Annotated in this window: 25 protein-coding genes and 1 pseudogene; 17 read left to right on the top strand and 9 right to left on the bottom strand. The window is 59.6% G+C overall.

Annotated elements, in window-relative coordinates; genetic code table 11:
* Positions 1-85: 85 nt before the first annotated feature.
* From ACOX7T_RS12965 to ACOX7T_RS12935, 7 genes are all read left to right on the top strand, one after another.
* Positions 86-1,510, top strand: a complete 1,425-nt coding sequence (locus tag ACOX7T_RS12965; protein ID WP_433443445.1) for an alanine/glycine:cation symporter family protein — start codon at positions 86-88, stop codon at positions 1,508-1,510.
* 35 nt (positions 1,511-1,545) lie between these two features.
* Positions 1,546-3,444, top strand: coding sequence for a sigma 54-interacting transcriptional regulator (locus ACOX7T_RS12960; RefSeq protein ID WP_433443443.1), 1,899 nt, complete (start codon positions 1,546-1,548; stop codon positions 3,442-3,444).
* A 194-nt stretch (positions 3,445-3,638) separates the two neighbouring features.
* Positions 3,639-4,643: a 2-keto-3-deoxygluconate permease gene (locus ACOX7T_RS12955; RefSeq protein WP_433443441.1), complete on the top strand. Its 1,005-nt coding sequence runs from the start codon at positions 3,639-3,641 to the stop codon at positions 4,641-4,643.
* Positions 4,644-4,694: 51 nt separating this feature from the next.
* Entirely contained in the window at positions 4,695-5,921 is a 1,227-nt protein-coding gene (locus ACOX7T_RS12950; RefSeq protein ID WP_433443438.1) for a four-carbon acid sugar kinase family protein, read from the top strand.
* On the top strand, positions 5,921-6,886 hold the full coding sequence (gene pdxA / locus ACOX7T_RS12945) for a 4-hydroxythreonine-4-phosphate dehydrogenase PdxA (RefSeq protein WP_433443436.1): 966 nt from the start codon (positions 5,921-5,923) through the stop codon (positions 6,884-6,886). Before ACOX7T_RS12950 ends, pdxA begins: the two co-directional genes overlap by 1 nt.
* 124 nt (positions 6,887-7,010) lie before the next feature.
* Positions 7,011-8,282 (top strand): nickel-dependent lactate racemase, encoded by a 1,272-nt coding sequence (gene larA, locus ACOX7T_RS12940; protein WP_433443434.1) that lies wholly within the window; start codon positions 7,011-7,013, stop codon positions 8,280-8,282.
* 85 nt (positions 8,283-8,367) lie between these two features.
* A complete protein-coding gene (locus ACOX7T_RS12935; protein ID WP_433443432.1) occupies positions 8,368-9,513 on the top strand; it encodes a glycerate kinase family protein in 1,146 nt (381 codons plus the stop codon).
* A gap of 46 nt (positions 9,514-9,559) precedes the next feature.
* On the opposite strand, the gene ACOX7T_RS12930 is transcribed toward ACOX7T_RS12935, so the two are convergent.
* The 4 genes from ACOX7T_RS12930 to ACOX7T_RS12915 form a co-directional block, all read right to left on the bottom strand.
* Positions 9,560-10,252: a DNA alkylation repair protein gene (locus ACOX7T_RS12930; RefSeq protein WP_433443430.1), complete on the bottom strand. Its 693-nt coding sequence runs from the start codon at positions 10,250-10,252 to the stop codon at positions 9,560-9,562.
* A gap of 50 nt (positions 10,253-10,302) precedes the next feature.
* Positions 10,303-10,893 (bottom strand): 4Fe-4S binding protein, encoded by a 591-nt coding sequence (locus ACOX7T_RS12925; protein WP_433443428.1) that lies wholly within the window; start codon positions 10,891-10,893, stop codon positions 10,303-10,305.
* Positions 10,890-11,096, bottom strand: a complete 207-nt coding sequence (locus ACOX7T_RS12920; RefSeq protein ID WP_433443426.1) for a 4Fe-4S binding protein — start codon at positions 11,094-11,096, stop codon at positions 10,890-10,892. Before ACOX7T_RS12920 ends, ACOX7T_RS12925 begins: the two co-directional genes overlap by 4 nt.
* Before the next feature lie 104 nt (positions 11,097-11,200).
* Positions 11,201-11,866, bottom strand: a complete 666-nt coding sequence (locus ACOX7T_RS12915) for a Crp/Fnr family transcriptional regulator (RefSeq protein WP_433443424.1) — start codon at positions 11,864-11,866, stop codon at positions 11,201-11,203.
* 169 nt (positions 11,867-12,035) lie between these two features.
* Here ACOX7T_RS12915 and ACOX7T_RS12910 point away from each other — a divergent pair, with 169 nt between their 5' ends.
* From ACOX7T_RS12910 to ACOX7T_RS12885, 6 genes and pseudogenes are all read left to right on the top strand, one after another.
* On the top strand, positions 12,036-12,593 hold the full coding sequence (locus tag ACOX7T_RS12910; protein WP_433443422.1) for a TetR/AcrR family transcriptional regulator: 558 nt from the start codon (positions 12,036-12,038) through the stop codon (positions 12,591-12,593).
* Between the two features lie 127 nt (positions 12,594-12,720).
* Entirely contained in the window at positions 12,721-13,146 is a 426-nt protein-coding gene (locus tag ACOX7T_RS12905) for a hypothetical protein (protein ID WP_433443420.1), read from the top strand.
* A 41-nt stretch (positions 13,147-13,187) separates the two neighbouring features.
* Complete coding sequence (locus tag ACOX7T_RS12900; protein ID WP_433443417.1) at positions 13,188-13,850, top strand: hypothetical protein; 663 nt, start codon at positions 13,188-13,190, stop codon at positions 13,848-13,850.
* 13 nt (positions 13,851-13,863) lie between these two features.
* The gene (locus tag ACOX7T_RS12895) at positions 13,864-14,280 is read left to right on the top strand and encodes a DUF2871 domain-containing protein (protein WP_433443414.1); all 417 of its coding nucleotides are present in this window, start codon (positions 13,864-13,866) and stop codon (positions 14,278-14,280) included.
* Between the two features lie 131 nt (positions 14,281-14,411).
* Positions 14,412-14,756, top strand: a pseudogene (locus ACOX7T_RS12890) (sigma factor); the annotation flags it as partial.
* A 95-nt stretch (positions 14,757-14,851) separates the two neighbouring features.
* Positions 14,852-15,358: a helix-turn-helix domain-containing protein gene (locus tag ACOX7T_RS12885; protein ID WP_433443411.1), complete on the top strand. Its 507-nt coding sequence runs from the start codon at positions 14,852-14,854 to the stop codon at positions 15,356-15,358.
* Between the two features lie 15 nt (positions 15,359-15,373).
* Here ACOX7T_RS12885 and ACOX7T_RS12880 read toward each other — a convergent pair whose 3' ends face one another.
* From ACOX7T_RS12880 to ACOX7T_RS12870, 3 genes are all read right to left on the bottom strand, one after another.
* Positions 15,374-15,556: a hypothetical protein gene (locus ACOX7T_RS12880; protein ID WP_087262208.1), complete on the bottom strand. Its 183-nt coding sequence runs from the start codon at positions 15,554-15,556 to the stop codon at positions 15,374-15,376.
* A 37-nt stretch (positions 15,557-15,593) separates the two neighbouring features.
* Positions 15,594-16,514: a tyrosine-type recombinase/integrase gene (locus ACOX7T_RS12875; protein WP_433443407.1), complete on the bottom strand. Its 921-nt coding sequence runs from the start codon at positions 16,512-16,514 to the stop codon at positions 15,594-15,596.
* Positions 16,515-17,550: 1,036 nt separating this feature from the next.
* Positions 17,551-17,760: a helix-turn-helix domain-containing protein gene (locus tag ACOX7T_RS12870; protein WP_158098696.1), complete on the bottom strand. Its 210-nt coding sequence runs from the start codon at positions 17,758-17,760 to the stop codon at positions 17,551-17,553.
* Positions 17,761-17,856: 96 nt separating this feature from the next.
* Here ACOX7T_RS12870 and ACOX7T_RS12865 point away from each other — a divergent pair, with 96 nt between their 5' ends.
* From ACOX7T_RS12865 to ACOX7T_RS12855, 3 genes are all read left to right on the top strand, one after another.
* Positions 17,857-18,366: an SLOG family protein gene (locus ACOX7T_RS12865; protein WP_433443405.1), complete on the top strand. Its 510-nt coding sequence runs from the start codon at positions 17,857-17,859 to the stop codon at positions 18,364-18,366.
* A gap of 97 nt (positions 18,367-18,463) precedes the next feature.
* The gene (locus tag ACOX7T_RS12860) at positions 18,464-19,741 is read left to right on the top strand and encodes an ATP-binding protein (protein WP_433443402.1); all 1,278 of its coding nucleotides are present in this window, start codon (positions 18,464-18,466) and stop codon (positions 19,739-19,741) included.
* 73 nt (positions 19,742-19,814) lie between these two features.
* Complete coding sequence (locus tag ACOX7T_RS12855) at positions 19,815-19,970, top strand: hypothetical protein (RefSeq protein ID WP_158098697.1); 156 nt, start codon at positions 19,815-19,817, stop codon at positions 19,968-19,970.
* 278 nt (positions 19,971-20,248) lie between these two features.
* Here ACOX7T_RS12855 and ACOX7T_RS12850 read toward each other — a convergent pair whose 3' ends face one another.
* Together ACOX7T_RS12850 and ACOX7T_RS12845 are read right to left on the bottom strand one after the other, a co-directional pair.
* A complete protein-coding gene (locus tag ACOX7T_RS12850) occupies positions 20,249-21,562 on the bottom strand; it encodes a sensor histidine kinase (RefSeq protein WP_433443400.1) in 1,314 nt (437 codons plus the stop codon).
* Complete coding sequence (locus ACOX7T_RS12845) at positions 21,559-22,281, bottom strand: LytR/AlgR family response regulator transcription factor (protein WP_433443397.1); 723 nt, start codon at positions 22,279-22,281, stop codon at positions 21,559-21,561. Before ACOX7T_RS12845 ends, ACOX7T_RS12850 begins: the two co-directional genes overlap by 4 nt.
* 252 nt (positions 22,282-22,533) lie before the next feature.
* Here ACOX7T_RS12845 and ACOX7T_RS12840 point away from each other — a divergent pair, with 252 nt between their 5' ends.
* Positions 22,534-22,917 carry a response regulator gene (locus ACOX7T_RS12840; protein WP_433443395.1) on the top strand — a complete coding sequence of 128 codons (384 nt, stop codon included), beginning with the start codon at positions 22,534-22,536 and terminating at the stop codon, positions 22,915-22,917.
* The last annotated feature ends 8 nt before the right edge of the window (positions 22,918-22,925 follow it).

Below are 22,925 nucleotides of genomic sequence, written 5' to 3'. Positions count from 1 at the left end.
AGTTTTCCAAACTCCCTCCATCCTATGCGGCTGTCCTCATAATTCCACCGGGGGACGCATACCTGTGGACAGAGGAGGTGGTACCATGGCGTTTTTGGAGCGGCTGGGGGATTTTATCTGGAACCCGTGGCTGCTGGGGCTGTTCCTGCTGGCGGGATTGTACTGCTCGGTGCGGACGGGCTTTTTCCAGCTCTTCGGCCTGCCCCTGTGGATGAAAACCACCCTGGGCTCGGTGTTCCTGGGAAGGGGAAAAAAGACCGGCAAGGGCATCACACAGCTCCAGGCTCTTTCCACCGCCCTGGCCTCCACCATCGGCACGGGCAGCATCGCCGGGGTGGCCACCGCCATCTTCTACGGCGGGCCGGGAGCGGTGTTCTGGATGTGGGTATCCGCCTTCCTGAGCATGATGACGGGCTGCCTGGAAAAGACCCTGGCCGTCCGCTACCGGGAGCCCTCCCCGGAGGGGGGCTGGCAGGGGGGACCCATGTGCTATATGGAGCACGGCCTGGGCAGCCGGGGGCTGGCCTGTTTCTTCTCCCTGTGCTGCGTGGGGGCCTCCCTGGGGGGCGGCAATATGGTCCAGGCCAACTCCATTGCCACCGCATTGGCCCACAGCTTCGGCTGGGACCGGCTGGCGGTGGGGGTGGTGACGGCGGTGCTCACCGGTCTGGTCATCCTGGGGGGTATCGGCCGCATCGGCGCGGTGAGCGAGAAGCTGGTGCCCGCCATGGCCCTGCTGTTTATCGGCGGCAGCGTGGTGGTGCTGGCTGTCAACGCCTCCGCCCTGCCTGGGGCGCTGGAGTCCATTGTGACCGGGGCATTGACCCCGTCTGCAGTGGTGGGGGGCGGCCTGGGCTACGGTGTAGCAAGGGCCATGCGGTACGGCATTGCCCGTGGGGTGTTCACCAACGAGGCCGGCATGGGCTCCTCCGCCATGGCCCACGCTGCCTCCGACGTAAAGGAGCCTGCCGAGCAGGGGATGTGGGGCATCTTTGAGGTCTTTGTGGCCACCCTGGTGGTGTGTACCATGACCGCCCTGGTCATCCTCACCACCGGCGTCTACCACCCGGCGGAGGCCCTGGCCGCCATCCAGAGCGGCACGGTGTCCGACTCCATGCTGGGCGCGCCGCTGTCCGCCGCCGCCTTTTCCACCGTGTACGGCCCGTGGGGCGGGGCCTTTGTGGCAGTGTGCCTGCTGCTCTTTGCCTTCACCTCTCTGCTGGGGTGGAGCTACTACGGCGAGCGGGGGCTCCAGTACCTGACCGGCTCCCACCGGCTGCGGTGGGCCTACCGGGCGGTGTTCCTGGCGATGATTGTGGTGGGGGGCGCTGGGGACATGTCCGCCGTGTGGCAGATGGCGGACATTTTCAACGGCCTCATGGCCCTGCCCAACCTGACCGCCATTCTTCTCCTCTCGCCGGAGGCACTGTCTCTGTGGCGCACATGGGTGGGGAAACGGACGGGAAAACAGGCTCTTTCTTGCATTGCCGGGAGAAAATCGCTATACTGAAAATAAGATAAGGGTTCCCAGAAGGAGAGAGAGCCGTGAAGGAGATTGTAGTGCTGACCCCCCTCCGGGAGATGAAGGACCGGGCGGAGGAGATTGTCCGGGAGCAGGGCTACCACAATGTGGAGGTGCTGCTGGGCAGCATGAGCGAGGGCGTGGAGGTGGCCCGGAAGGCCATTGCCGAGGGCGCGGAGCTGATTGTCAGCCGGGGCGGAACCTACCAGCTGGTGAAGGAGGCCTTTCCCGTCCCCGTGGTGGAGATTAAGGTGTCGGCCTACGACGTGCTCCAGAGCTTTGAGCAGGTGGACGACCCCAACGAGACCATCGGCGTGGTGGGCTACTCCAACGTGGTGGACGGGTACGACCTGCTGCGCCGCCTGCTGCCCAACCCGGTGGTGCTGGTGGAGCTGAAGCGGGAGAGCGACATCTACGCCGTCATTGAGGACCACAAGCGCCGGGGCATCAAGACCTACATCGGCGACGCCAACATCACCCGCATCATCCGGGAGCTCAACTGCAACGGCATTATGATCCAGTCCCAGAAGGCCTCCATCCATACCGCCATCCAGGAGGCCCGGCGGATTCTCAAGGCCACGAAGGAGGAAAAGCGCCGGGCCCAGCAGATCGCCACCATCACCGACTTTGTCCATGACGCCATCATCGCCATTGACGAGAACGAGAAGATTACGGTGTATAACCGCCGGGCGGAGCAGCTGTTCGGCGTACCCCGGGAGCGGGCCAAGGGGCGGCCCATCGCCGATATTGTGCCCAACACCAAGCTGCCCGAAATCCTGGCCACCGGCACGGCACAGCTGGGGGAGATCCAGAACCTGTGGGACTCCCGCATCGTCACCAACCGGGTGCCCATCACGGTGGATGGGGAGGTAAAGGGTGCGGTGGCCACCTTCCAGGATGTCACCGAGGTGCAGAACCTGGAGGAAAAAATCCGCCGCTCCATGAACGAGAAGGGGTTTATCGCCAAGTACACCTTTGATGACATCGTCTACGCCAGCCACCAGATTGGCGAGTGCATCAAGACCGCCAAGAAGTTTGCCATGTACGACACCCCTATCCACATCTGCGGCGCCTCCGGTGTGGGTAAGGAGCTGTTCTGCCAGAGCATCCACAATTACAGCCGCCGCCACCTGGGGCCTTTTGTGGCGATAAACTGCGCGGCCATTGCTCCCTCCCTCATTGAGAGTGAGTTCTTCGGCTATGAGGAGGGCTCCTTCACCGGTGCGCGGAAAAAGGGCAAGCCCGGCATCTTCGAGCTGGCCCACAACGGCACGCTGTTTCTGGACGAGATCAGCGAGATTCCCATGGAGCTCCAGGGCCGTCTGCTCCGGGTGCTCCAGGAGAAGCAGGTCATGCGTCTGGGCGGCGGCCGGGTCATCCCCATCGACGTGAAGATCATCACCGCCTCCAACAAGTACTTAAAACGGGAGATGGAGGAGGGGCGGTTCCGCAAGGACCTGTACTACCGCATCAACGTCCTCACCCTTCGCATCCCACCTCTGGACCGCCGCCGGGAGGACATCCCGGCCCTGACCCGGTACTTTATCCGCAAGTATTCGGAGAAGTACGGCAAGCCCCTGCTGGAGCCCACTCCGGACGTGGAGAGCTGCCTGCTCAACCGGAAGTACGAGGGTAACATCCGGGAGCTGGAGGGACTGATTGAGCGGTGCGTCATCCTCTCCTCCTTTGACGCCATTCTGGCCGAGGGGGATGGGGAGCGCCGTGCAAGTCAGCCGCCGGTGCAAGAAAATGGGCCGGTGTGCACTGATGTTCTGCCTCCGGACTGGGATGGGCTTGACCTGCGGAGCCTGGAACAGAAATATATTGAGATGGTATATCAACGGACAGGGGGAAATGTCCAAAAGACTTGTGAAATTCTTGGCATAAATCGTACAACTCTCTGGAGACGGCTGAAAGAATAGACAGATGTCGTTTTAATTTACAACATACGTTGCGAAATGAAACGTAAATGCGTTGCAAAAAGAAACGTCCATTTGCAGTTTGTTCATAGAATTCCCAAAATCAAGGGGTTTTCAAGTTGGCACGGGATTTGCATTAGTAAAATAATACGTGGCCCGGAGAGAGACGGGCAAAGCTGAATAGGAGGGATTTCGTAATGCATATCCTGAAAATGGTCAAGAAAGTCCCCGGCGGTCTGATGATCGTCCCCCTGCTCCTGGGTGCTGCCTTCAACACCTGGCTGCCCGGCCTGATTACCCTGGGCGGCAGCGGCACCTTCACGTCCTACCTGTGGAAGTCGGGCGCCATGCCCATCTTGGCAGTGTTCCTGTTCTGCAACGGCGCACAGATCAACGTCAAGCGTGCCGGTATCCCCCTGGCCAAGGGTGTGGTCCTGACCACCGTCAAGGTTGGTCTGGGCATCCTGCTGGGCGTGCTGGTCAACAAGATCTTTGGCGACGCCGGTATCCTGGGCATCGCGCCTCTGGCCATCGTGGGCGCCATCTCCAACTCCAACGGCGGCCTGTACGCCGCTCTGGCCGGTGAGTTCGGCGACGAGACCGACGTGGGCGCTGTGTCCATCCTGTCCATCAATGACGGTCCCTTCTTCACCATGCTTGCCCTGGGCGCCACCGGTATGGCCGACATCCCCTTCATGACCCTGGTTGGCTGCGTGCTCCCCATTGTGGTCGGCTGCATCCTGGGCAACATTGACGAGGACATCCGCAGCTTCTGCGCTCCCGGCGCCACCATGATGATCCCCTTCTTCGCCTTCCCTCTGGGCGCGGGCCTCACCTTCACCAACCTGGTCAGCGCCGGTCTCCCCGGCATCCTGCTGGGCGTGGTCTGCACCCTGGTTACCGGCCTTGTCGGCTACCTGGTGTATAAGATCGGCCGCGTGAAGCGTCCCCAGGTCGGCGCCGCCATCGGCACCACCGCCGGCAACGCTGCCGCCACTCCCGAGGCTGTGGCCGCCGCTGACCCCGCTCTGGCCGTGGTCGCCGCTGCCGCCACCGTCCAGATTTCCGCCGCCATCATCGTCACCGCCATCCTCTGCCCCCTGCTGGTCACCTTCCTGGACCGGGTGGAGCGGAAGAATCACCCCGAGCGCTACGTGGATGACAACCGCGAGAAGGCCGCCATTGACGGTGAGATGGTCTGATTGACGGACCAGACACAACAGCACATTCATACTACATAGGAGGGGACACCGTTGAACCGATATCTGATTGTTGCGGATGACTTTACCGGCGCCAATGACACGGGCGTACAGCTGAAGCGGCGGGGCGTTCCCACCAGCGTGGTTTTTTCCAGCGAATTTATCGCCTCTGAGGGCTCCTTCGTCCTGGACACCGAGTCCAGGGCGCTGGGGCCGGAGGAGGCTGCCGCCGCGGTCCGTGCCGGTCTGAAAGGCGTGGACCTGACGGCCTTCGGCCGGGTGATGAAAAAGGTGGACTCCACCCTCCGGGGCAGCGTGGCCGCCGAGATCAAGGCTGTGGACGAGCTGTACGGCAGCGAGCTGGTGGTCTTTGCCCCCGCTCTGCCCGACCTGGGCCGTACCACGGTGGGGGGCGTACACCTGCTCAAGGGAATCCCCATCACCCGCACCGAGCTGGCCAAGGACCCCAAGACCCCCGTCACCGAGGACAACATCACCAAGCTGCTGGAGGCAGTGTACGACGAGCCGGTGACCCACATCTCCGAGGACCAGGTGTCCGCTGGGGAGATCGACTTCTCCGGCGGCCGGGTCTTTACCTGCGACAGCGCCACCAATGCCGACCTGCGCTCCGTCATCCAGGCGGCGGTGGCCACCGGCAAGCGGACGCTGTGGGTGGGTACCGCTGCCATGGCGGACCACCTGCTGGGCGTGGAGGTGGACGTGCCCCCCGCTCTGGCCGTGGTGGCCAGCGTCAGCGCCGTCAGCCGGGAGCAGGTCAACTTCGCCGCCGGGGAGGGTATCCCCCTGGTCAGCGTCCCCATCCCCGAGCTGCTCACCGGTGAGCAGAAGCTGGAGACCTATGTGGCGCAGACCGTTGCCCTGCTGAAGGAGGGCAAGGACGCCATCCTGGCCTCCTCCGCCTCCTGCAACCGGGCTGAGCTGGACCGTTCGGTGGCGGTGGGCGAGAAGCTGAACATGACCCGGGAACAGGTCAGCGGCTACACCCAGATGGTCATGGGTAAGATGATCAGGGCCATCCTGGAGCAGACCCCCATCTCCGGCATGTTCCTCACCGGCGGAGACACCGCACTGGGCTTCTTTATGGAGGCCCGGAGCCTGGGCTCCTCCATTGTCACCGAGATTGCGGTGGGCATCCCCATGATGCGCCTGTCCGGCGGTCCCTTCGCCGGGCTGAAGGTGGTCACCAAGGCGGGCGCCTTCGGCAAGGAGGACGCCATCACCTTTGCACTGAGAAAATTGAAGGAGGTGATCCCCGAGTAATGGCCCGTTTCGGCATTACCATGGGCGATCCCTGCGGGATCGGCCCGGAAATCATTCTGAAAGCACTGAAAACCAGAAGCGACTACCTGGACCGCTGCCTGGTCTTCGGCAGCGCGGCGCTGCTGGAGCACTACAACGAGAAGTTCGGCCACGGCTTTACCATCCGTACTGTCTCCCACGCAGCGGAGGCGGCAGACGGCTGCCTCAACGTGGTGGACCCCAACCCCATCGCCCTGGAGGACATTACGGTGGGTAAGGTCTGTGCCGCAGGCGGCAAGTGTGCCTTTCTCTACGTGAAAGCGGCCATTGACGCGGCTCTGGCCAAGGAGATCACCTCCGTGGTTACCGCGCCCCTCAACAAGGAGGCCCTCCACCTGGCCGGGTACAACTACGCCGGCCACACGGAGATTTTTGGCGAGTTCACCCACGGCGACCGCTTCGCCATGCTGCTGTGGAGCGACAAGCTGAAGGCTATCCACGTCACCACCCATGTCTCCCTCCGCCAGGCCTGCGACCTGTGCACCAAGGAGCGGGAGATGGACGTGATCCACCTGGCCTGGGACACCCTGAAAAAGGTGGGCTACGAGAATCCCCGCATCGCGGTGGCCGGTCTCAACCCCCATGCGGGCGAGAACGGCATCTTCGGCGACGAGGAGATCAAGGAGATCGGCCCCGCCATTGAGGCCTGCAAGGCCGAGGGCATCAACGTCACCGGCCCCGTTCCGCCGGACACCGTGTTCCTGCGGGCGGTGAAGGGGGAGTTTGACATGGTGGTGGCCCAGTACCACGACCAGGGCCACATTCCCCTGAAAATGCTGGCCTTTGACTCGGGTGTCAACATCACCGTCGGTCTGGACGTGGTGCGTACCAGCGTGGACCACGGCACTGCCTTTGACATTGCGGGCAAGGGCATTGCCAAAGAGGACAGCCTGCTCAAGGCCATTGAGATCGGCGAAAAGCTCTGAGAAACAACAGACGGTCGTACGCGGGGCGGCGATCAGGACCGCTCCCCGCCATTCTCTCTTACGCGGGGCGCGGCGCCTGCGCCGCCCTGTTTTACCGTCCAACACAATGAAGGAGGAAATACCCATGCCCGTCATTCAGTTTCCCTACGGTAAGGAGACCCTTTCCATTGACATTCCCCAGGAGCGGCTGAGCGCCGTCCTGACCTCTGAGATGCACCACTACAAGCCCGAGCTGTCCCAGGAGGAGCTGGTCCGCGAGGCCCTGGAGCACCCCATCGGCACTCCCAAGCTGTCTGTTATGGCTGAGGGCAAGAAGAAGGTTGTCATCATCGCCAGCGACCACACCCGCCCCGTGCCCAGCAAGATCATCATGCCCCAGATGCTGGCCGAAATCCGCAAGGGCAACCCCGACGCCGACATCACCATCCTCATCTCCACCGGCTGCCACCGTGAGACCACCAAGGAGGAGCTGGTCAACAAGTTCGGTCCCGACATCGTGGCCAAAGAGAAGATCGTCATCCACGACTGCGACGATCCCACCCAGGTCAGCCTGGGCAAGCTGCCCTCCGGCGGCGAGCTGATTGTGGACCGCCTGGCTGTGGAGGCCGACCTGCTGGTGGCCGAGGGCTTTATTGAGCCCCACTTCTTCGCCGGCTTCTCCGGCGGCCGCAAGAGCGTGCTGCCCGGCATCGCCAGCCGCAAGACCGTCATCTACAACCACAACGCCGAGTTCATCGCCAGCGACCGGGCCCGCACCGGCATCGTGGACGGCAACCCCATCCACATTGACATGCTGTATGCCGCCCGTGCCGCCCACCTGGCCTTTATCTGCAACGTGGTCATCAACTCCGACAAGGAGGTCATCTACGCCGTCTCCGGCGACGTGGACCAGGCCCACATTGCCGGCCGTGAGTTCCTCAGCTCCAAGTGCAAGGTGGACTCCGTCATGAGCGACATCGTCATCTCCACCAACGGCGGCTACCCCCTGGATCAGAACATCTACCAGGCCGTCAAGGGCATGACCGCGGCCGAGGCCACTGTCAAGGAGGGCGGCGTCATCATCATGCTGGCCAAGTCCAACGACGGCCACGGCGGCGCCGAGTTCTACAAGACCTTCAAGGAGGAGAAGGACCTGAACCGGATGATGGCCACCTTCCTGGCCACCCCCAAGGACCAGACCCGCATCGACCAGTGGCAGTCCCAGATCTTCGCCCGCCTGCTGATGCGCGCCACCGTCATCTACATCTCCGACGCTCCCGATGACATGGTGTCCGACCTGCACATGGTGCCCGCCCACTCCCTGGAGGAGGCCATGAAGAAGGCCGAGGAGATCGTGGGCAATCCCAACGCCAGCGTCTGCGCCATCCCCGACGGCGTGTCCGTCATCGTCATCTGAGCCTGACCGGCCAGACATAAAATTCAAAGAAAACCCCGCCGCCGCAGGTGCGGCGGCGGGGTTTTACACTTCAGGGGGAATAAATGTGAAAAAAGTTGTCCTGATTCCCGACTCCTTCAAGGGCACCCTGTCCTCCGCCCAGATCTGCGAGATCATCGGCGGCAAGGTGGCCGAGCACTTCCCGGGCTGCCAGGTGGTGTCCATCCCCGTAGCCGACGGCGGCGAGGGCAGCGTGGACTGCTTCCTCACCGCGCTGGGCGGCGAGAAGGTGAAGGTCACCGTCAAGAACCCCTATTTTGAGGATATGGAGGGCTTCTACGGCCTCATTGACAACGGCGAGACTGCCGTCATCGAGATGGCCGCCTGTGCCGGTCTGCCCCTGGTGGAGGACCGGAAGGACCCCCGCAAGACCACTACCTACGGCGTGGGCCAGCTGATTCTGGCCGCTGCCGCCAAGGGCGTGAAGAAGATCATCGTGGGCCTGGGCGGCAGCTCCACCAACGACGGCGGCTGCGGCGCGGCTGCCGCTGTGGGTGTGAAGTTCTACAACGACAAGGGCGAGACCTTTGTCCCCACCGGCGGCACCACCCATGAGATCGCCCGCATCGACATGTCCGGCCGGGACAAGAGCCTGGAGGGCGTGGAGATCGTCACCATGTGCGACATCGACAACCCCATGTATGGCCCCACCGGCGCGGCCCACGTGTTCGGACCCCAGAAGGGCGCCGACCCGGAGATGGTCCTCTTCCTGGACGAGGGCATCAAGCATCTGGCCGAGGTCATCAAGCGGGACCTGGGCCAGGATATCGCCCTCATGCCCGGTTCCGGTGCCGCCGGCGCCATGGGTGCGGGTATGGTGGCCTTCTTCGGCTCTCGGCTCCAGATGGGTATTGAGACCGTGCTGGATACCGTCCGCTTTGCCGACGTCATTGCCGACGCGGATATGATCTTCACCGGCGAGGGCAAGATTGACAGCCAGTCCCTCCGGGGCAAGGTGGTCATCGGCGTGGCCAAGCGGGCCAAGCTCCAGAACGTGCCCGTCACCGTCATTGTGGGCGGCGCGGACAACGACATTGACCCTGCCTACGGCATGGGCGTCACCGCCGTGTTCTCCATCAACCGTCTGCCCCAGGACTTCTCGGTCTCCCGCCACAAGAGCGTGGAGAACATGACCCTCACGGCTGATAACGTCCTCCGTCTCATCAAGGCGGCGGAGCAGCTGAAGGGCTGAGCATCCACAATATAAAAAACGGAAGGCCGTGAGGCCTTCCGTTTTTTCAGCTGTTTTTCCACCGCAGAGCCCGGAGCGCGTCCTTCTGTTCCGGGGTGATGCGGTAGCTCTCCACTGCCTTCTGGATGGTCTTGTTGTGGGTCCACTGCTCCAGCCGGCGGCCGGTCAGATAGGGGAGGGCGGCGTCATACTGCTTGGCCAGGGCGGTGGCGAAGTACCAGGCCACCATCATCCGCACATAGTACTCCTCGCTCTTCACCTCCGCCGCCCAGTCCAGGTACTCCGGGCGGAAGCACTCGTCCAGATAGAAGGACAGCAGCATCTCCAGACCGAAGCGGACGGTGTAGGTGTCCCCGCTGTCCAGCCAGCGGCGGATCTGCTCCGGGAGCTGGGGCGGGTGGGCACGGAAGGCCTTGGGGGAGAGCAGGTCGCAGGTGGCCCAGTTGTCCACATGGGGGAGGAAAATGTCCAGTCTGGCAACCGTCTCCTCGTAGCCGGACCGGGCGCAGAGGAGCAGGCCGTGGAGGTTGTTCTCGTCGTAGTACCGGTGGGGGAGGGCATCAAGGAAGGACTCTGCCTCAGCGGTGCCCTTCAGCTCCTTTGCCAGCTTCCGCAGAGCGGGCATCCGCACGCCGATAATCTGCTCCGGGTCCACGGTGGGCATCAGTTTGGCCTGAAACTGCCGGTAGTTCAAGTCCTGGAGGGCAAACAGCTTCTCCTGAATGGCGTCCATATCCATACCCCTTCCGCTGTGATGTACCCCCAGTATAGCACAGAATCCGCGGTATGTCAGGCCTGTTCCTTTCCTTCACGGTTCCGGAGCTTGCACACGCCCTGGGTCATGGTGCCCATGGGACAGAAGGAGCACCAGGTTCTGGGCCGGTAGAGGACCATGACAATGAGGCCGATGAGGAGAGAGGTGAGCATCAGGCTGTAAAAGCCGAAGCTGAACTGGGCTACCCAGTCGGGGACCATACCGGCGGTATAGGTCCAGCCCCAGGGCACCCGGATGGTCCAGAAGAGCTTGATGGCCTCACGCAGGGAGGAGGCTCCGGCAAAGACAAGCCAGGTCTGGAACAGCATGTTGCCGAACATGGCCAGGAAGAAGACCAGGAAGCCGTACCGGAAGCCCTTGGAGGCCATCCAGCGGGGCGCAGGCTTTCCGCGGGACAGCTTCAGCCGTCCGCCCAGCAGGGAGAAGAGCTGTCCCCGTCCGCACAGGTTGTTGCAGAAGAACTTGTTTCCACCAAAAATGGCCAGGCCCAGAGGGAGGAGAAAGTCGATCATGCCCAGCCAGGCGAACAGAATGTTGAAGAAGCCCAGGGCAAAGAACAGAATGGACCAGAGCCAGAGATAGTCGTACCAATGTGTCTTTTTCATGCCTGACCCTCCCGTTCCATCAGTGTAATGCAGTCCGCAGGGCAGACCCTGGCGCATTTTCCGCACCCCACGCAGCGGACCGGATCCACTGCGGCAAAACAGCCCCGATGGACTGCCACAGCCGCTCTGGGACATTCCTTTGTACAGGCGCCGCAGGCCACGCACCGCGACCGATCCACCTCAGCAACTCGTTTTGACAGCATACAGACCTCCAAAACTCTCTGATTTCAGGCGGGCAGACAGACGCCCCCCAATTCCAGTACAGTATACCGAAACCGGGGGGCGGTGTATGTGACTGTCTTACACTTCAGGTCAGGGCGCGCAGCTTCTCCCGGTCAATGACCGTGACCTTGCCCCGGCTGAGGGATACGATGCCCTCCTGGGAGAAGTAGCGGAGCACCTTGGTGACCACCTCGCGGGCGCTGCCGATGCAGCGGGCGATCTCGTCGTGAGTGAGGGGGATGACAGGGCCGTTTCGCAGCATCTCATCCCACAAAAAGATGGCCACACGCCGGTCAATGCCCATAAAGAGAATCTGCTGCATGGTCCACATGATATCGGAGAACCGCTCGCTGGCTGTCTTATAGAGAAAAAGCTCAGCCCTGGGGTGGTTCTGGAGAATGGGGGACAGGATGGCCGACGGGATGGTGACAGCCTGGGTGTCCTCCATGGCCTCAATGAGCACATCAAACACAATGGCGTCCATCAGGCAGGAGGAGGACATGACGCACAGTTCTCCCGCTCTCACCCGGTAAAGTGTGACCTCCCGGCCCTCTTCGGACAGAAGATACACCCGCAGCTGGCCGGACAGGAGCAGAAGCAGGCCCTGACACTCCTGGTCCGCCCGGTGGGTGACCGTGCCCTTGGGTACGGTGGAGGGCAGAACGCTCCGTTTCAGCGTATCCTGCTCTTCCGGACTGAGCTCCGGCCAAAAGGGGAGGGTATGGGCCAGCAGATGTTCCGGATTGTCCATGGTTATCACCTCGGTGGAATAGCCTGACGGCAGAGGATACCCTCATTATACGTGATTTTCATGCCGGATACAACGGCATAGGGCGAGAGAAAAAATTTGAGCGGGATACTTGACAGGATGGGGTGTCGCCGCTATAATGAACATCGTTCATATTGGGGGGGGTCGGACCATGAATACCGTTGTCACATCCAAAGAGGAAATTCTTGCCGCCAGCCGGGAGCTGATCCGCAGCCAGGGCTGGTCCGCCATCAGCATCCGCTCTGTGGCTGGGGCCTGCGGTGTGTCTGTGGGGTCTATCTACAACTACTTCGACTCCAAAGCCGACCTGGTGTCCGCCACGGTGGAGAGCGTCTGGTGCGATATCTTCCACCTGCCCGAGCAGGAGGAGGTATTCCGGGACACGCTGGCCTGTGTCTCCTGGATCTATCAGCGCATGGAATACGGCTGCCGGCAGTACCCGGGATTCTTCAACCTCCACTCCATGGGTTTTCTGGGGATGGAGAAGTCCGACGGCAGACAGCGGATGGAGCAGACGTGGCAGCACATCCTGAATGGATTGGGCGTTGTGCTGAAGCAGGACCCCAAGGTGAGACCCGACGCCTTTGACGAGGAGTTTACAGCAGAAAAGTTTGCGGATATCCTGTTTTCCCTCTTTTTATCCGCGCTTCTCCGGGGGGATTACAACCCCGCCTCTGTTTTGGAGCTGATCCGCAGAACAGTCTATTGACCGACTTTGGAACCCTTGCAATCAAAAATATCCCGTGCTCCCACGCGCCCGGCCAGAGGCCGGACGCTGGGACCGGGTCTTTTTTGGAAACAAAATGAACAATGTTCAGATAAAGGAGTGATATCTCGTGAAAGTACAGAAGAATACCCTCCTGCTGCTGGCCTGCCTGGTGTGGGGGGCGGCGGGGTTCAATATCCTGCGGATTGGCCTGATGGCCTACCCGGCCTACGTGACTGTGGTGAATCTGCCGCTGTCCGTCGTGGTCTTTGGGCTGTTCCAGCGCTTTGTGTTTGGCAAGCTGGTGAAAAAGCACACTGGGCGCATCGCGGGTATGGAGGAGAAGCCCCAGTTCTTCCTGAAATTTTTCGACGGTAAGGCCTTTGCCATCATGGCGGTGATGATGACCGGGGGCATTGGCCTGCGGGCTTCCGGACTGGCGCCGGAGCGGTTCATCGCCGTGTTTTACTCGGGCCTGGGGGCATCCCTGCTGCTGGCGGGATGCCTGTTCGGCCGCAACTACGGGAGAGCGATCCGCGCGGCAGCGTGCGGTTGATATAAATCAAAAAGCAAAACGGAACGAAAGGAATATTCATTATGCAGGCAATTGTAGAGACCCTGTTTGACGCGGTCTATCTTATTTCCGTCATTACCATCGGCATTCTCATGATCCGTGGCAGCAAAGGCCGGAGCCAGTACCGGCTCTTCGGCGTGATGGCTGTGGTGCTGGGCGCGGGAGACTCCTTCCACCTGGTACCCCGTGCGCTGGCCCTGTGCACCACCGGCCTGGAGAACTACACCGTGCCCCTGGGACTAGGCAAGTGGATCACCTCCATCACCATGACCATCTTCTATGTGATTCTCTATTACGTCTGGCGTCAGCGCTATCAGATCAAGGGCCGCAACGGCATCACCGCCGCCGTGTACATCCTGGCCGGGCTGCGGATTATCCTGTGCATGATGCCTCAGAACGACTGGCTTAGCGCCTCCGCTCCCCTGTCCTGGGGTATCTGGCGGAACATCCCCTTCGCCCTGCTGGGCATGCTGATCATTGTCCTCTTCTACCGCAGCGCCAAGGAGCGGAATGACCATGCCTTCCGCTGGATGTGGCTGACCATCGTCCTCAGCTTCGGGTTCTATATCCCGGTGGTCCTCTGGGCGGACGCCGTGCCCATGGTGGGTATGCTGATGATTCCCAAGACCTGCGCCTACGTGTGGACGGTGCTCATCGGCTACCAGGCCATGAAGAACGAGAAATAAGGAGGAATTTTTTATGAAGCGATATGCCAATACTGCCGTGGTCTACGCTGTGATTGCTATGCTTTTCGGCGTGTTCTACCGGGAATTTACCAAGTTCAACGGCTTTGAGGGCCGGACTGTGCTCTCCGCCATCCACCCCCACTACTTCATGCTGGGTGTGGCTTTCTTCCTGCTGCTCCTGCTGCTGGAAAAGGCGATTGGCTTCTCCGATGCAGGGACGGGGAAGGTGCTGGTCGTGTACCATGTGGGCCTGAACCTGACCGGCCTTACCTTCCTGCTCCGGGGTGTGACTCAGGTGCTGGGGACCAACCTGTCCTCCGCCATGAACGGCGCCCTGTCCGGTGTGGCCGGCATCGGCCATATCCTGCTGGGGGTCAGCCTGCTTCTTCTGCTCCTCCCGATTCGCAAATGCGTGTCCGCAGGTAAGTAAATAGAATACTATGAGAGCCGCCCGGACGCATGTAATGCATCCGGGCGGCTCTTTGTCAGAAGGGGTGGCACATAAGGACGTGCCGGGCGAGAATAGGATACTTACCATGAAGAAAAATGGAGGGTGATGGTATGCTTACCGCATGGCTGCTTCTGATGCTCAACGGACTCTTTGTCACACTGCGGCTCTCAGGGGGGAACGGAGGCTCCTTCCCGCGTCCGCTGAAGGCGGAGGAGGAGCGGATGTACCTGGAGCGCTGCGCCGCCGGAGACCTGGAGGCCCGGAATATTCTGATAGAGCACAATCTCCGCCTGGTGGCCCACATCATAAAGAAATACTACACCCAGACAGACGACCAGGATGACCTGATCTCCATCGGCACTATTGGGCTCATCAAGGGCATCTCCACCTTCAAGCCGGACAAGAACGTGCGCCTAGCCACCTATGCCAGCCGGTGTATTGAGAATGCTACCCTATCGCAGCGGACCTTTTGCCCCATCATGTGGCGGATCGCACCGACTTAAGGGATAAATGGAGGGTGTTTTGCCAACCTACGGAACACATGGTAGTCATGACACGCTATGCTCTCGATGTGGTCAGTTACGCGCCCTTGTATATTCATAGTTTCCGGCTTGTCCAGCCCCACACGCTGGTGGAGGCGGAGAAGTTCAATCTTGTCTACACAGATCCAACTCAAATCGATAATATAGCGGACAAGCTGCGGTGGTACCGATACCAGCATGGTCTGCTGCAAAGAGATGTGGCAGACTACGCCGGTCTGGCTCGCAGCACATATTCCGGCTATGAGAATACCCAGCGGGACTACTACCCCATCGAGAAGATGCAGAAGATTGCGGAGCTGTTCGCCGTGCCGGTCACGGATTTGCTGGACGAGTTTAATTTGTTCCTCTACAATGGGCAGGGACAGCAGATCAAAGAAATGCGCCGGCGGCGTCAGATGACCCAGGCAGAGTATGCAAGGCGGCTTGGGGTTCCCCTTGATACATTGAAAGCATGGGAACGAGACAGGGTACAGATCTGCAAGCAGACATGGCGCAGACTGAAAGTCAGAGGATAACACAAAGGGATGGGGTCATGCCCCATCCCTTTGCTGATGTATTCGCTTGATTGCCTCAATCAACTCCGCTTTCTGCTCCACGGGGCAGGGCATGGCTTTGATTTGTTCCATGACCGTCTGCGCATGGACGGCGGCAACTTTCTTGGAAAGTTCTTCCTGCTTTTCCGGAGTTGTCGGATAATGCATAATAACGCCCAACGCACATACCCTCCTCCTTGGTAAGGCAGTATATGCGTCAATGCTTGTCCTTCATGTTCTTTGTGGACAGCGAAGCCAGGTAAATATTGGTTACATCCGCCCGCTCATGGCCCAGCAGCCGGGACACCGTGAAGTGAGCGTCCAGAGCGCCCATGCCCTTGTCCATCAGTTCCTTATACTTCTCCGCTGCAAAGGTGTGGCGAAGTCCGTGAAAGGTCAGGGGAAGGTCAGATTTTACTTGAATGCTGTTTCGATGCGCCACGATGAACAGCTGCAGGCGGTGGATGGCCTGGTCGGTGGGCATATCGTCCGGTACCAGCAACTTGTGGCCCCGCTGGGTGTGTGTCAGTTGACGCCGCAGGGCAATGGCGATCTGCTCGTTGATGGGGACGGTGCGGATCTTGCCGCCCTTGCCCTTGACGGTGACGGCATTCTCCCGAAGGGCCTGCTTTGCCGCGGCGGTGTCGATGCGGAAACACTCGTGGATGCGGAGCCCGGCGTAACGGGCCAGGTAGAGAGCCAGAATGTAATCCCAACGCTCCGCGGCCAGGGCCTTGCCCAGCATGTGGTTGAACTCCTCTGTACTCCAGGTACGGTCCACACCGCCGAAGCGTCGGCGCTCCAGTTCGACTCCCAGTTCGCTGTTGGTGGGCAGCGCATATTTGGGGTTGCTCATTTTGTCGTGGAAGAAGCGAATGGCTGCCAAATCCGTTTTTATGGTGGAAGCCGACTTCCCATGTTCCTGTAAATACAGCACATAGCCAACAAGGTGCTTGCCGCTGATGTTGCTCAGTTTCTGAAGGTGGTACTCATCAGCCAGATAGCCGCAGAACCGCTTGCACGCCTCGTAATAGCGATCCTTGGTGCGGAAACTGCCCTGACGATTATGGCGGGCTAACTTGTTCAGTTGGCTCACCAGGGCCAGATAGAGACCCTTGTTTTGAATGGATCGTGTCATATAATAAAGTGCTCCTTTTCTTTCATAAGTAGTTCGGATGGGCACAGTTCGCCCCTTGGCAGAGCCGTCTGTTTCCGCCGGATCTCCAGGAAAATCTTCCTGGAGCCTGGGGGCAATCGCTTCGGAACCCCTTGCAGCAGAGGCGTTTCCAGGAAGCGAGCCATGAACGGCGAATCTCTGTCTCTTTTTCAGTTGGAACCTGGTCAGTACGAGTGCAGTATGGGGATAGACCCTGCCATCGGAGGGCATTGCTCCGATGACGACTGCCGACACAACCGCTGAAACTCGGCTGCAAACTGCGGTAAAGAACCACAGCCTGCGTGTGTCTGTTGATCCCTCCGGCTGGGATCAGGGGAATTGCGTCCTCTTTGCTGCCGAACCGGCACTGTGCCGGAACAAAGAGGGGTGAGCCTGCTGCCACAGGCTCCGAGGTGCAGCCCCCCAAGTCACTCCGCACACCTCGACGCGGAGAAGGGAGACGGCCATGTTTTAGGATAAGTTCTTCTGGCACCTTACCGCAGACTGGCAGAGTCTGGGGCAACTCCCAACGGGAGTGCGGGGCTATGAACGCACAAAAAGAGGGTGCGAAAAGTTCCTTCTGTGCCTGATCTACACAGGCAGTAAACTTTTCGCACCCTCAAACAAGTGCTCGTATTCTTTCTCATGGCCATCCGAAGAAGTCAACATCTTCGGCGCAGCACCACAGCATCAAAGGAAAAGACAGCCGATGAACATGGTTCCCTTGTTGTCCACTGAAACGGAGACAAGCCGTAGGGCATTGCCCTGGCGGAAAACGGCTAAAACGTACAAACCTAACAGCGTGCGCAATGCGAGATGTCCCTCTCGCTCACAGGTGAATCCTGCCCCGGAGTTCCACCGAGTACGCGCAAAGAATCAATCGTAATTTTTATATACCACAATATATTGTGTTTATCAATGCAATTTAGCCATATATATGATGTTGATTGAAAAATTTCTCGACTTCTTTCGACAGAAAATCAAAAGCCGCCTCCACAGCTTATGTGTAGAAGCGGCCTCATGCCGGATCATCCGGGATATATTTGGCAATGTCTCCGATCTCGCAGGACAGAACGGCACACAGCTTGTTCAAAGTCTTGGTCTCCATATTATCGTTGGCTCGGAGACGGCGGATGGTTTTACTGTCAATGCCGCATTTTTCTCTCAGCTGATAGGTGGAGACACCCTTTTCCTTCATCAGCACCCATAAATTATCAAATACAATCATCTGCATTCCCCCATCATTGACACCATACAGTATGGGGGTTATAATCCGCATTATTAAGGGGATATAATCCCCATACTCAATACGGGAGATGATTTTTTGAAGAAAGCAAGAAAAACCTGTGCGTTCACCGGTCACCGCCCGAAAAAACTTCCCTGGGGCTACAATGAGACAGATGTACGGTGCGTCGCACTGAAAGTTGCGCTGGAGCGGCAGATTCGTTCACTGGTTCAAGAGGGGGTGACGGATTTCCTCTCCGGAATGGCCGAAGGAATTGACTTGCTGGCGGCAGAGATTGTCTTAAATCTGCGGGCCGAATACCCCTGTATCAAACTGCACTGCATTCTTCCCTATAAGGGGCAGGAAACGGAGTGGTCCGCTGCGTCCCAGGCCCGTTATCACGCCATTCTGGCGCAGGCGGATTCCATTATTTATGTCAGCCGGATCTTCCGAAAAAATTGTATGCTGGAGCGCAATCACTTTCTGGCCGCTCACTCTGATGTTCTGCTGGCCGTCTATAACGGCGAGTATCGGGGCGGCACAGCGGCGACCATACGCTACGCACAGAAATTGGGACACAGCGTAATTATCCTTGACCCAACAAAATAAATTGAGCACACTCGAAATCAAAAATCTGACTGAATGGAGTTGTAAGATTTAACTGAATAGAGTATAATGATTTCACTGAATTATTGAGGTGACTGCCATGGACAAACAAATCTATAAGCCCCGCATTATTGACCAGCAGGTGGAAGAATACCTGTCCGCCTTCGGTGCCGTGTGCGTGGAAGGGCCAAAATGGTGCGGCAAGACATGGACTTCCGCCTATCACAGCAAGAGTGAGATCTACATCGGCGACCCCGCCGGAAACTTTCAGAACCGTCAGTTGGCGGAGTTGTCTCCTGCTCTGGTGCTGGAGGGAGAGACGCCCCGGCTGATCGACGAGTGGCAGGAAGTACCACCTCTTTGGGACGCGGTGCGCTATAAAGTGGATCAGACGGCACAAAAGGGGCAGTTCATCCTCACCGGCTCCGCCACCCCGAACCACAAAGGTATTCTCCACAGCGGCGCGGGACGGATCGCCCGACTGCGGATGCGCCCCATGTCCCTGTGGGAATCCGGGGACTCCAGAGGCAAGGTATCCCTGGAGCAGCTGTGCCAGGGGAAACTGACCCCCGCCATGACCGGTGAGGTGGATTTGAAAAAGTTGATCGAACTGATTATTCGGGGTGGTTGGCCGGGAAGTCTGGGCCTGACTTTGGAGCAGGCGGCACTGCTTCCGGCCCAATACCTGGATGCTGTCATCGACGATGATGTGTACCGCATGGACGGTGTGAAGCGGGATACCCAGAAAATGCGCCTGTTGCTGCGCTCGCTGGCCCGGAATGAGAGTACCACTGCCACCAATAAAACGCTGATGAAGGACATTAAGGCTGTGGATGTCGAGGATATTGACGGCAACACGGTGGCAGCCTACCTGGACATCTTCAAGCGACTGTTTATTACCGACAATCAGCCGCCCTTCTCCTCCGGCATCCGTTCCTCTGTACGGGTGAAGCAGGCAGAGAAACGGCACTTTGCTGATCCGTCTTTGGCTTGCGCCCTGCTAAAGGCCACACCTGCCAGCCTGCTGGGGGATCTGGAGACACTGGGCTTTCTCTTTGAGGCTTTGTGTGAGCGGGATTTGCGGATCTACGCCGAGTCCTTCGGGGCGCAGCTTTACCACTACCAGGACTATAAGAACCAAGAGATCGATGCAGTGGTTGAGTTGCCGGATGGCCAGTGGTGTGCTTTCGAGATTAAACTGGGAGCCAATCAGATTGACGCCGCGGCGTTAAACCTGCTGGAGATTAAAAAGCAAATCGAAGCCGATCCCAAAGGCAAGCCACCCGCAGTCTTGTGCGTCCTGTGCGGCATGGCCAACGCGGCCTATCAGCGGCCGGACGGGGTGTTTGTGGTGCCTGTGACGGCGCTCAAGAATTGAGGATTACGGCTTTGCTAAAAAGGAATGCAGAAAAGGATCTGTAAGAGAATAACTGTGCAAGGGAGGAACTGCAATGGCCTATGCAGTTTCCTCACTGTTTGCCCCTGTGGGTCGCTGTGCGGCTTCTTTCGGCGCCGGGTTTACCCTGGATACCTGGGCTCACGTGACCACTTCGGACCAGAAAGCTGCGGTCAACACCATGGGGAAACTTCTCTCCGGCAGCGTCTGACTCTCTCCAGAGCGTTCCGGCCCTTTCCACGCATTTTCCCGCATGTGGCATTGTCTGGGGCAACGAAAATTTTCCAGAAACGAAATCACCAAAAAGCACATAAAAGCAGAATAAAACCGCTGAAATCTTGCGATTTCAGCGGTTTTTTAGCTGCAGCGTCAGGGCTCACGCCTGTGGGCAACCGGCTATGAGAAGCGGCTCCGCCGCCCATTTGCGTATAATAGCTAATCCGTTAAATAATGGGGCGAGAATCCATGGTGTCAGACCTTACCTCACCATCAGTGCTCTCCCCGGAGCATGACCTGAGCGCGGAACACCGTCCCGTCATATTGGAACTTGCAGTAGCCGCCATTTTTTGCGGCAATACGGCGCACCGACTGCAGACCGATACCATGTCCCGGACGCTTGGAGGAATGGAACCCGCCCTTGTCCTCCAGGATCTCGCCGGTGTAAGCGTTTTCCACCTCCAGCAACACCACGGCATTTCCATGAATTTCCCCGCGCACCCGCACCCAGCGATGGGAAGGGGGCAGGCACAGACTGGCCTCCAGCGCATTTTCCAGCAGGTTGGAGAGTACCACGCATACATCCATTTCATCCGCAGGCAGCAGGCGCGGCAGATCCAGAATGTACTCGGCAGGTACGCCCTCCCGGCGCAGCAGGGTGGCATAATGGCCCGCCACCCCGTCAACAGCAGGATTTTCGCACAAATTCAGCTCCGTGTCAGGCAGGCTCGCCACGGCGGCGTCCACATAGGCACACAGCTCCTGCCACTCCTCCCGGCGTAGCAGCGCGTCGATGGCGGTAAAGTGGTGGCGCAGATCGTGGCGGGCCTGGCGGGTCTCGGCAATGGTGGCTTGAAGGTTTTCATATTGGCTGGTCTGCATCTGCAGGAATTGGTTCTGCTGCTGCAGGCGCAGATTTTCCCCAAGGCCCCGAGCCATCAGGTAGAACATCAGGTAGCACAGCAGCAGCAGACACAGCAGCATCAGCTCCACGACGAAAAAGAAAAAGAGGTTCCGGCCGGCTGGTGGGCCATAGATGCCCATGGGCTGAATGACCACATTGAGGAGGGTGAGGACCAGGGGCAGCAGCCAGAACACATACCAGGTACCCGGCATTTCCATCTCCCGGAGCAGATGGCGGACAGCGTGGACGGCGGGATACCACATGGCCAGAACGAATATCCAGCAGAAACCGTTATAGGCCAGGCAGGCCGGCAGGGAAAACCAGACGCTGAGGTTATCGGGTGCCACCCAGAGGTCTACCACGCTGGACAGATTGGCCAGGCAGGAGAAGGCGCCGCAGACGCCCAGGAACACGCTGATGGACTTCCAGGCGGACAGGGTACACAGCCGCCGCAGGATCAGGGCAAAGACCAGCAGGGAGGGCAGCAGCAGCACGTTGCTCCCCCAGCCCAGGCGGCCGCAGAGCCAGCCGCCCGCCGGGACCCACACCCCCAGCACTAGGAGGAAGAGCAGGGCCAGCCGGGCCTTGCCTATGCGCAGATGCTCCCCCAACGCCAGAAAGCACAGCAGCCCCGCGGGCGCGGTTACCGCCAGCTCCAGCGCGGCGCGTACAGCCTGATTCACCGCATCGCCCCCCTCCGGAACAGAAATTCTCCGAAGGCCGCCCGGGCGCTCTCGCTGCTGCTGCGGCTGACCGGCACCTGGGTGCCGTCGTTCAGTAGGAAGGCCGCGCCGTCAAAGTCCCGGACATGCTCCAGATTGACCAGCACGCCGCGGCCGCACACCAGGAAACGCCGCTCCTCCTTGAGCAGCTCGGTAAATTCGCCAAACGTCATGCGGACAGCGGTCTCCGTTCCATCTCTGAGGTGAATGTGGATCTGATGCCGGAAATGATCCGCCCACAGGATCTCCCCCGGCGCCAGGAGACGTTCCTGCCGGCCGATGTGCAGCCGGATTACCGCATCTTCCGGAGGTAGGCGGTTCAGCGCTTCCTCCAGAACCTCCTCCACCTCCGCCATCTGGTAGGGCTTTACCAGGTACTGGAGGGCCCGGACACGATAGCCGTCCAGGGCGTGGTCGGTGGAAGTGGTGGTAAAAACCAGCACGCAGTCGGGATCAAACCCCCGCAGCGTGCGTGCGACCGTCACGCCATCCATCCCCTCCATGTAGATATCCAGAAAAACCAGATCAAAGGGCTCCCGTACGGCGGCATCCAGGAAGGAGGTCCCATCCGCAAAGGCCAGGTATTCCACCGGATTCCGGCGCTGGTTCAGCGCTGTTTTGAGCCAGCGCAGCAGCTCCTCCCGATCCCGGGGATTGTCATCCACTACAGCCAGACGCATGGTTGCCCTCCTCTCCGGCCCGGCCTTCGGGCAGTACTTTCCTTTATGATAATAATATAGCAAATTATTTTTTCTGTGGCTACAATTCAGGCCGGAAAATTACAGTTCGGGACAGATGCCTTGACCTCGACAATTTTCAAAGCATACCATAATGCTGTCAGTGCGCAGAGGAGCGGGGCTCCTCTGCTGTTTCAGGCCGGAGCCTGAAGAAAAACAGGGAAAAACCACAGGTTTGCCGAAAGGAGGAGGAACATGCATCGGGTTGCGGTACTGAGCCATTCGCCGGACACCCGAATGCGGCTGTGCAGACAGCTGGGAGACCATTTGGCCCGCATGGGATACTTCCCATGCCTGGAGGCTCCGGAGGAGCTGGAGGACTTCTACTACACCATGCGTGCCTCTCCGCCGGACGGGGTGGTGCTGGCCATGGACGGAGTGGCGGGGCTGAACGCCGCCGAACACCTGCGCCGGCTCTGCCCCCGCTGCGCCCTCATCTGGAGCAGCGACCTGGACTTCTCCCTGCAGGCCTATCGGCTGCGGGCCGATTACTTCGTGCAGGGCGAATTGACCGAGGAAATGCTGCGGGAAGGGCTCAGCCGTTGGGCGGAGCGAAACAAGCAGCGAAAGAAAGGATGATTTGAGGA

This window comes from Pseudoflavonifractor sp., assembly GCF_050943825.1.
In the GTDB taxonomy this organism is placed as follows: domain Bacteria; phylum Bacillota; class Clostridia; order Oscillospirales; family Oscillospiraceae; genus Pseudoflavonifractor.
Note: the sequence above shows the minus strand (reverse complement) of the source record. Positions and strands in the feature narration are given on the sequence as shown.

Coding starts and splice junctions, on each gene's coding strand:
- ACOX7T_RS12965 (WP_433443445.1), top strand. CDS start 86: ATGGCGTTTTTGGAGCGGCTGGGGGATTTTATCTGGAACCCGTGGCTG.
- ACOX7T_RS12955 (WP_433443441.1), top strand. CDS start 3,639: ATGCATATCCTGAAAATGGTCAAGAAAGTCCCCGGCGGTCTGATGATC.
- pdxA (WP_433443436.1), top strand. CDS start 5,921: ATGGCCCGTTTCGGCATTACCATGGGCGATCCCTGCGGGATCGGCCCG.
- larA (WP_433443434.1), top strand. CDS start 7,011: ATGCCCGTCATTCAGTTTCCCTACGGTAAGGAGACCCTTTCCATTGAC.
- ACOX7T_RS12930 (WP_433443430.1), bottom strand. CDS start 10,252: ATGGATATGGACGCCATTCAGGAGAAGCTGTTTGCCCTCCAGGACTTG.
- ACOX7T_RS12925 (WP_433443428.1), bottom strand. CDS start 10,893: ATGAAAAAGACACATTGGTACGACTATCTCTGGCTCTGGTCCATTCTG.
- ACOX7T_RS12920 (WP_433443426.1), bottom strand. CDS start 11,096: ATGCTGTCAAAACGAGTTGCTGAGGTGGATCGGTCGCGGTGCGTGGCC.
- ACOX7T_RS12915 (WP_433443424.1), bottom strand. CDS start 11,866: ATGGACAATCCGGAACATCTGCTGGCCCATACCCTCCCCTTTTGGCCG.
- ACOX7T_RS12910 (WP_433443422.1), top strand. CDS start 12,036: ATGAATACCGTTGTCACATCCAAAGAGGAAATTCTTGCCGCCAGCCGG.
- ACOX7T_RS12900 (WP_433443417.1), top strand. CDS start 13,188: ATGCAGGCAATTGTAGAGACCCTGTTTGACGCGGTCTATCTTATTTCC.
- ACOX7T_RS12895 (WP_433443414.1), top strand. CDS start 13,864: ATGAAGCGATATGCCAATACTGCCGTGGTCTACGCTGTGATTGCTATG.
- ACOX7T_RS12885 (WP_433443411.1), top strand. CDS start 14,852: ATGACACGCTATGCTCTCGATGTGGTCAGTTACGCGCCCTTGTATATT.
- ACOX7T_RS12875 (WP_433443407.1), bottom strand. CDS start 16,514: ATGACACGATCCATTCAAAACAAGGGTCTCTATCTGGCCCTGGTGAGC.
- ACOX7T_RS12870 (WP_158098696.1), bottom strand. CDS start 17,760: ATGATTGTATTTGATAATTTATGGGTGCTGATGAAGGAAAAGGGTGTC.
- ACOX7T_RS12860 (WP_433443402.1), top strand. CDS start 18,464: ATGGACAAACAAATCTATAAGCCCCGCATTATTGACCAGCAGGTGGAA.
- ACOX7T_RS12855 (WP_158098697.1), top strand. CDS start 19,815: ATGGCCTATGCAGTTTCCTCACTGTTTGCCCCTGTGGGTCGCTGTGCG.
- ACOX7T_RS12845 (WP_433443397.1), bottom strand. CDS start 22,281: ATGCGTCTGGCTGTAGTGGATGACAATCCCCGGGATCGGGAGGAGCTG.
- ACOX7T_RS12840 (WP_433443395.1), top strand. CDS start 22,534: ATGCATCGGGTTGCGGTACTGAGCCATTCGCCGGACACCCGAATGCGG.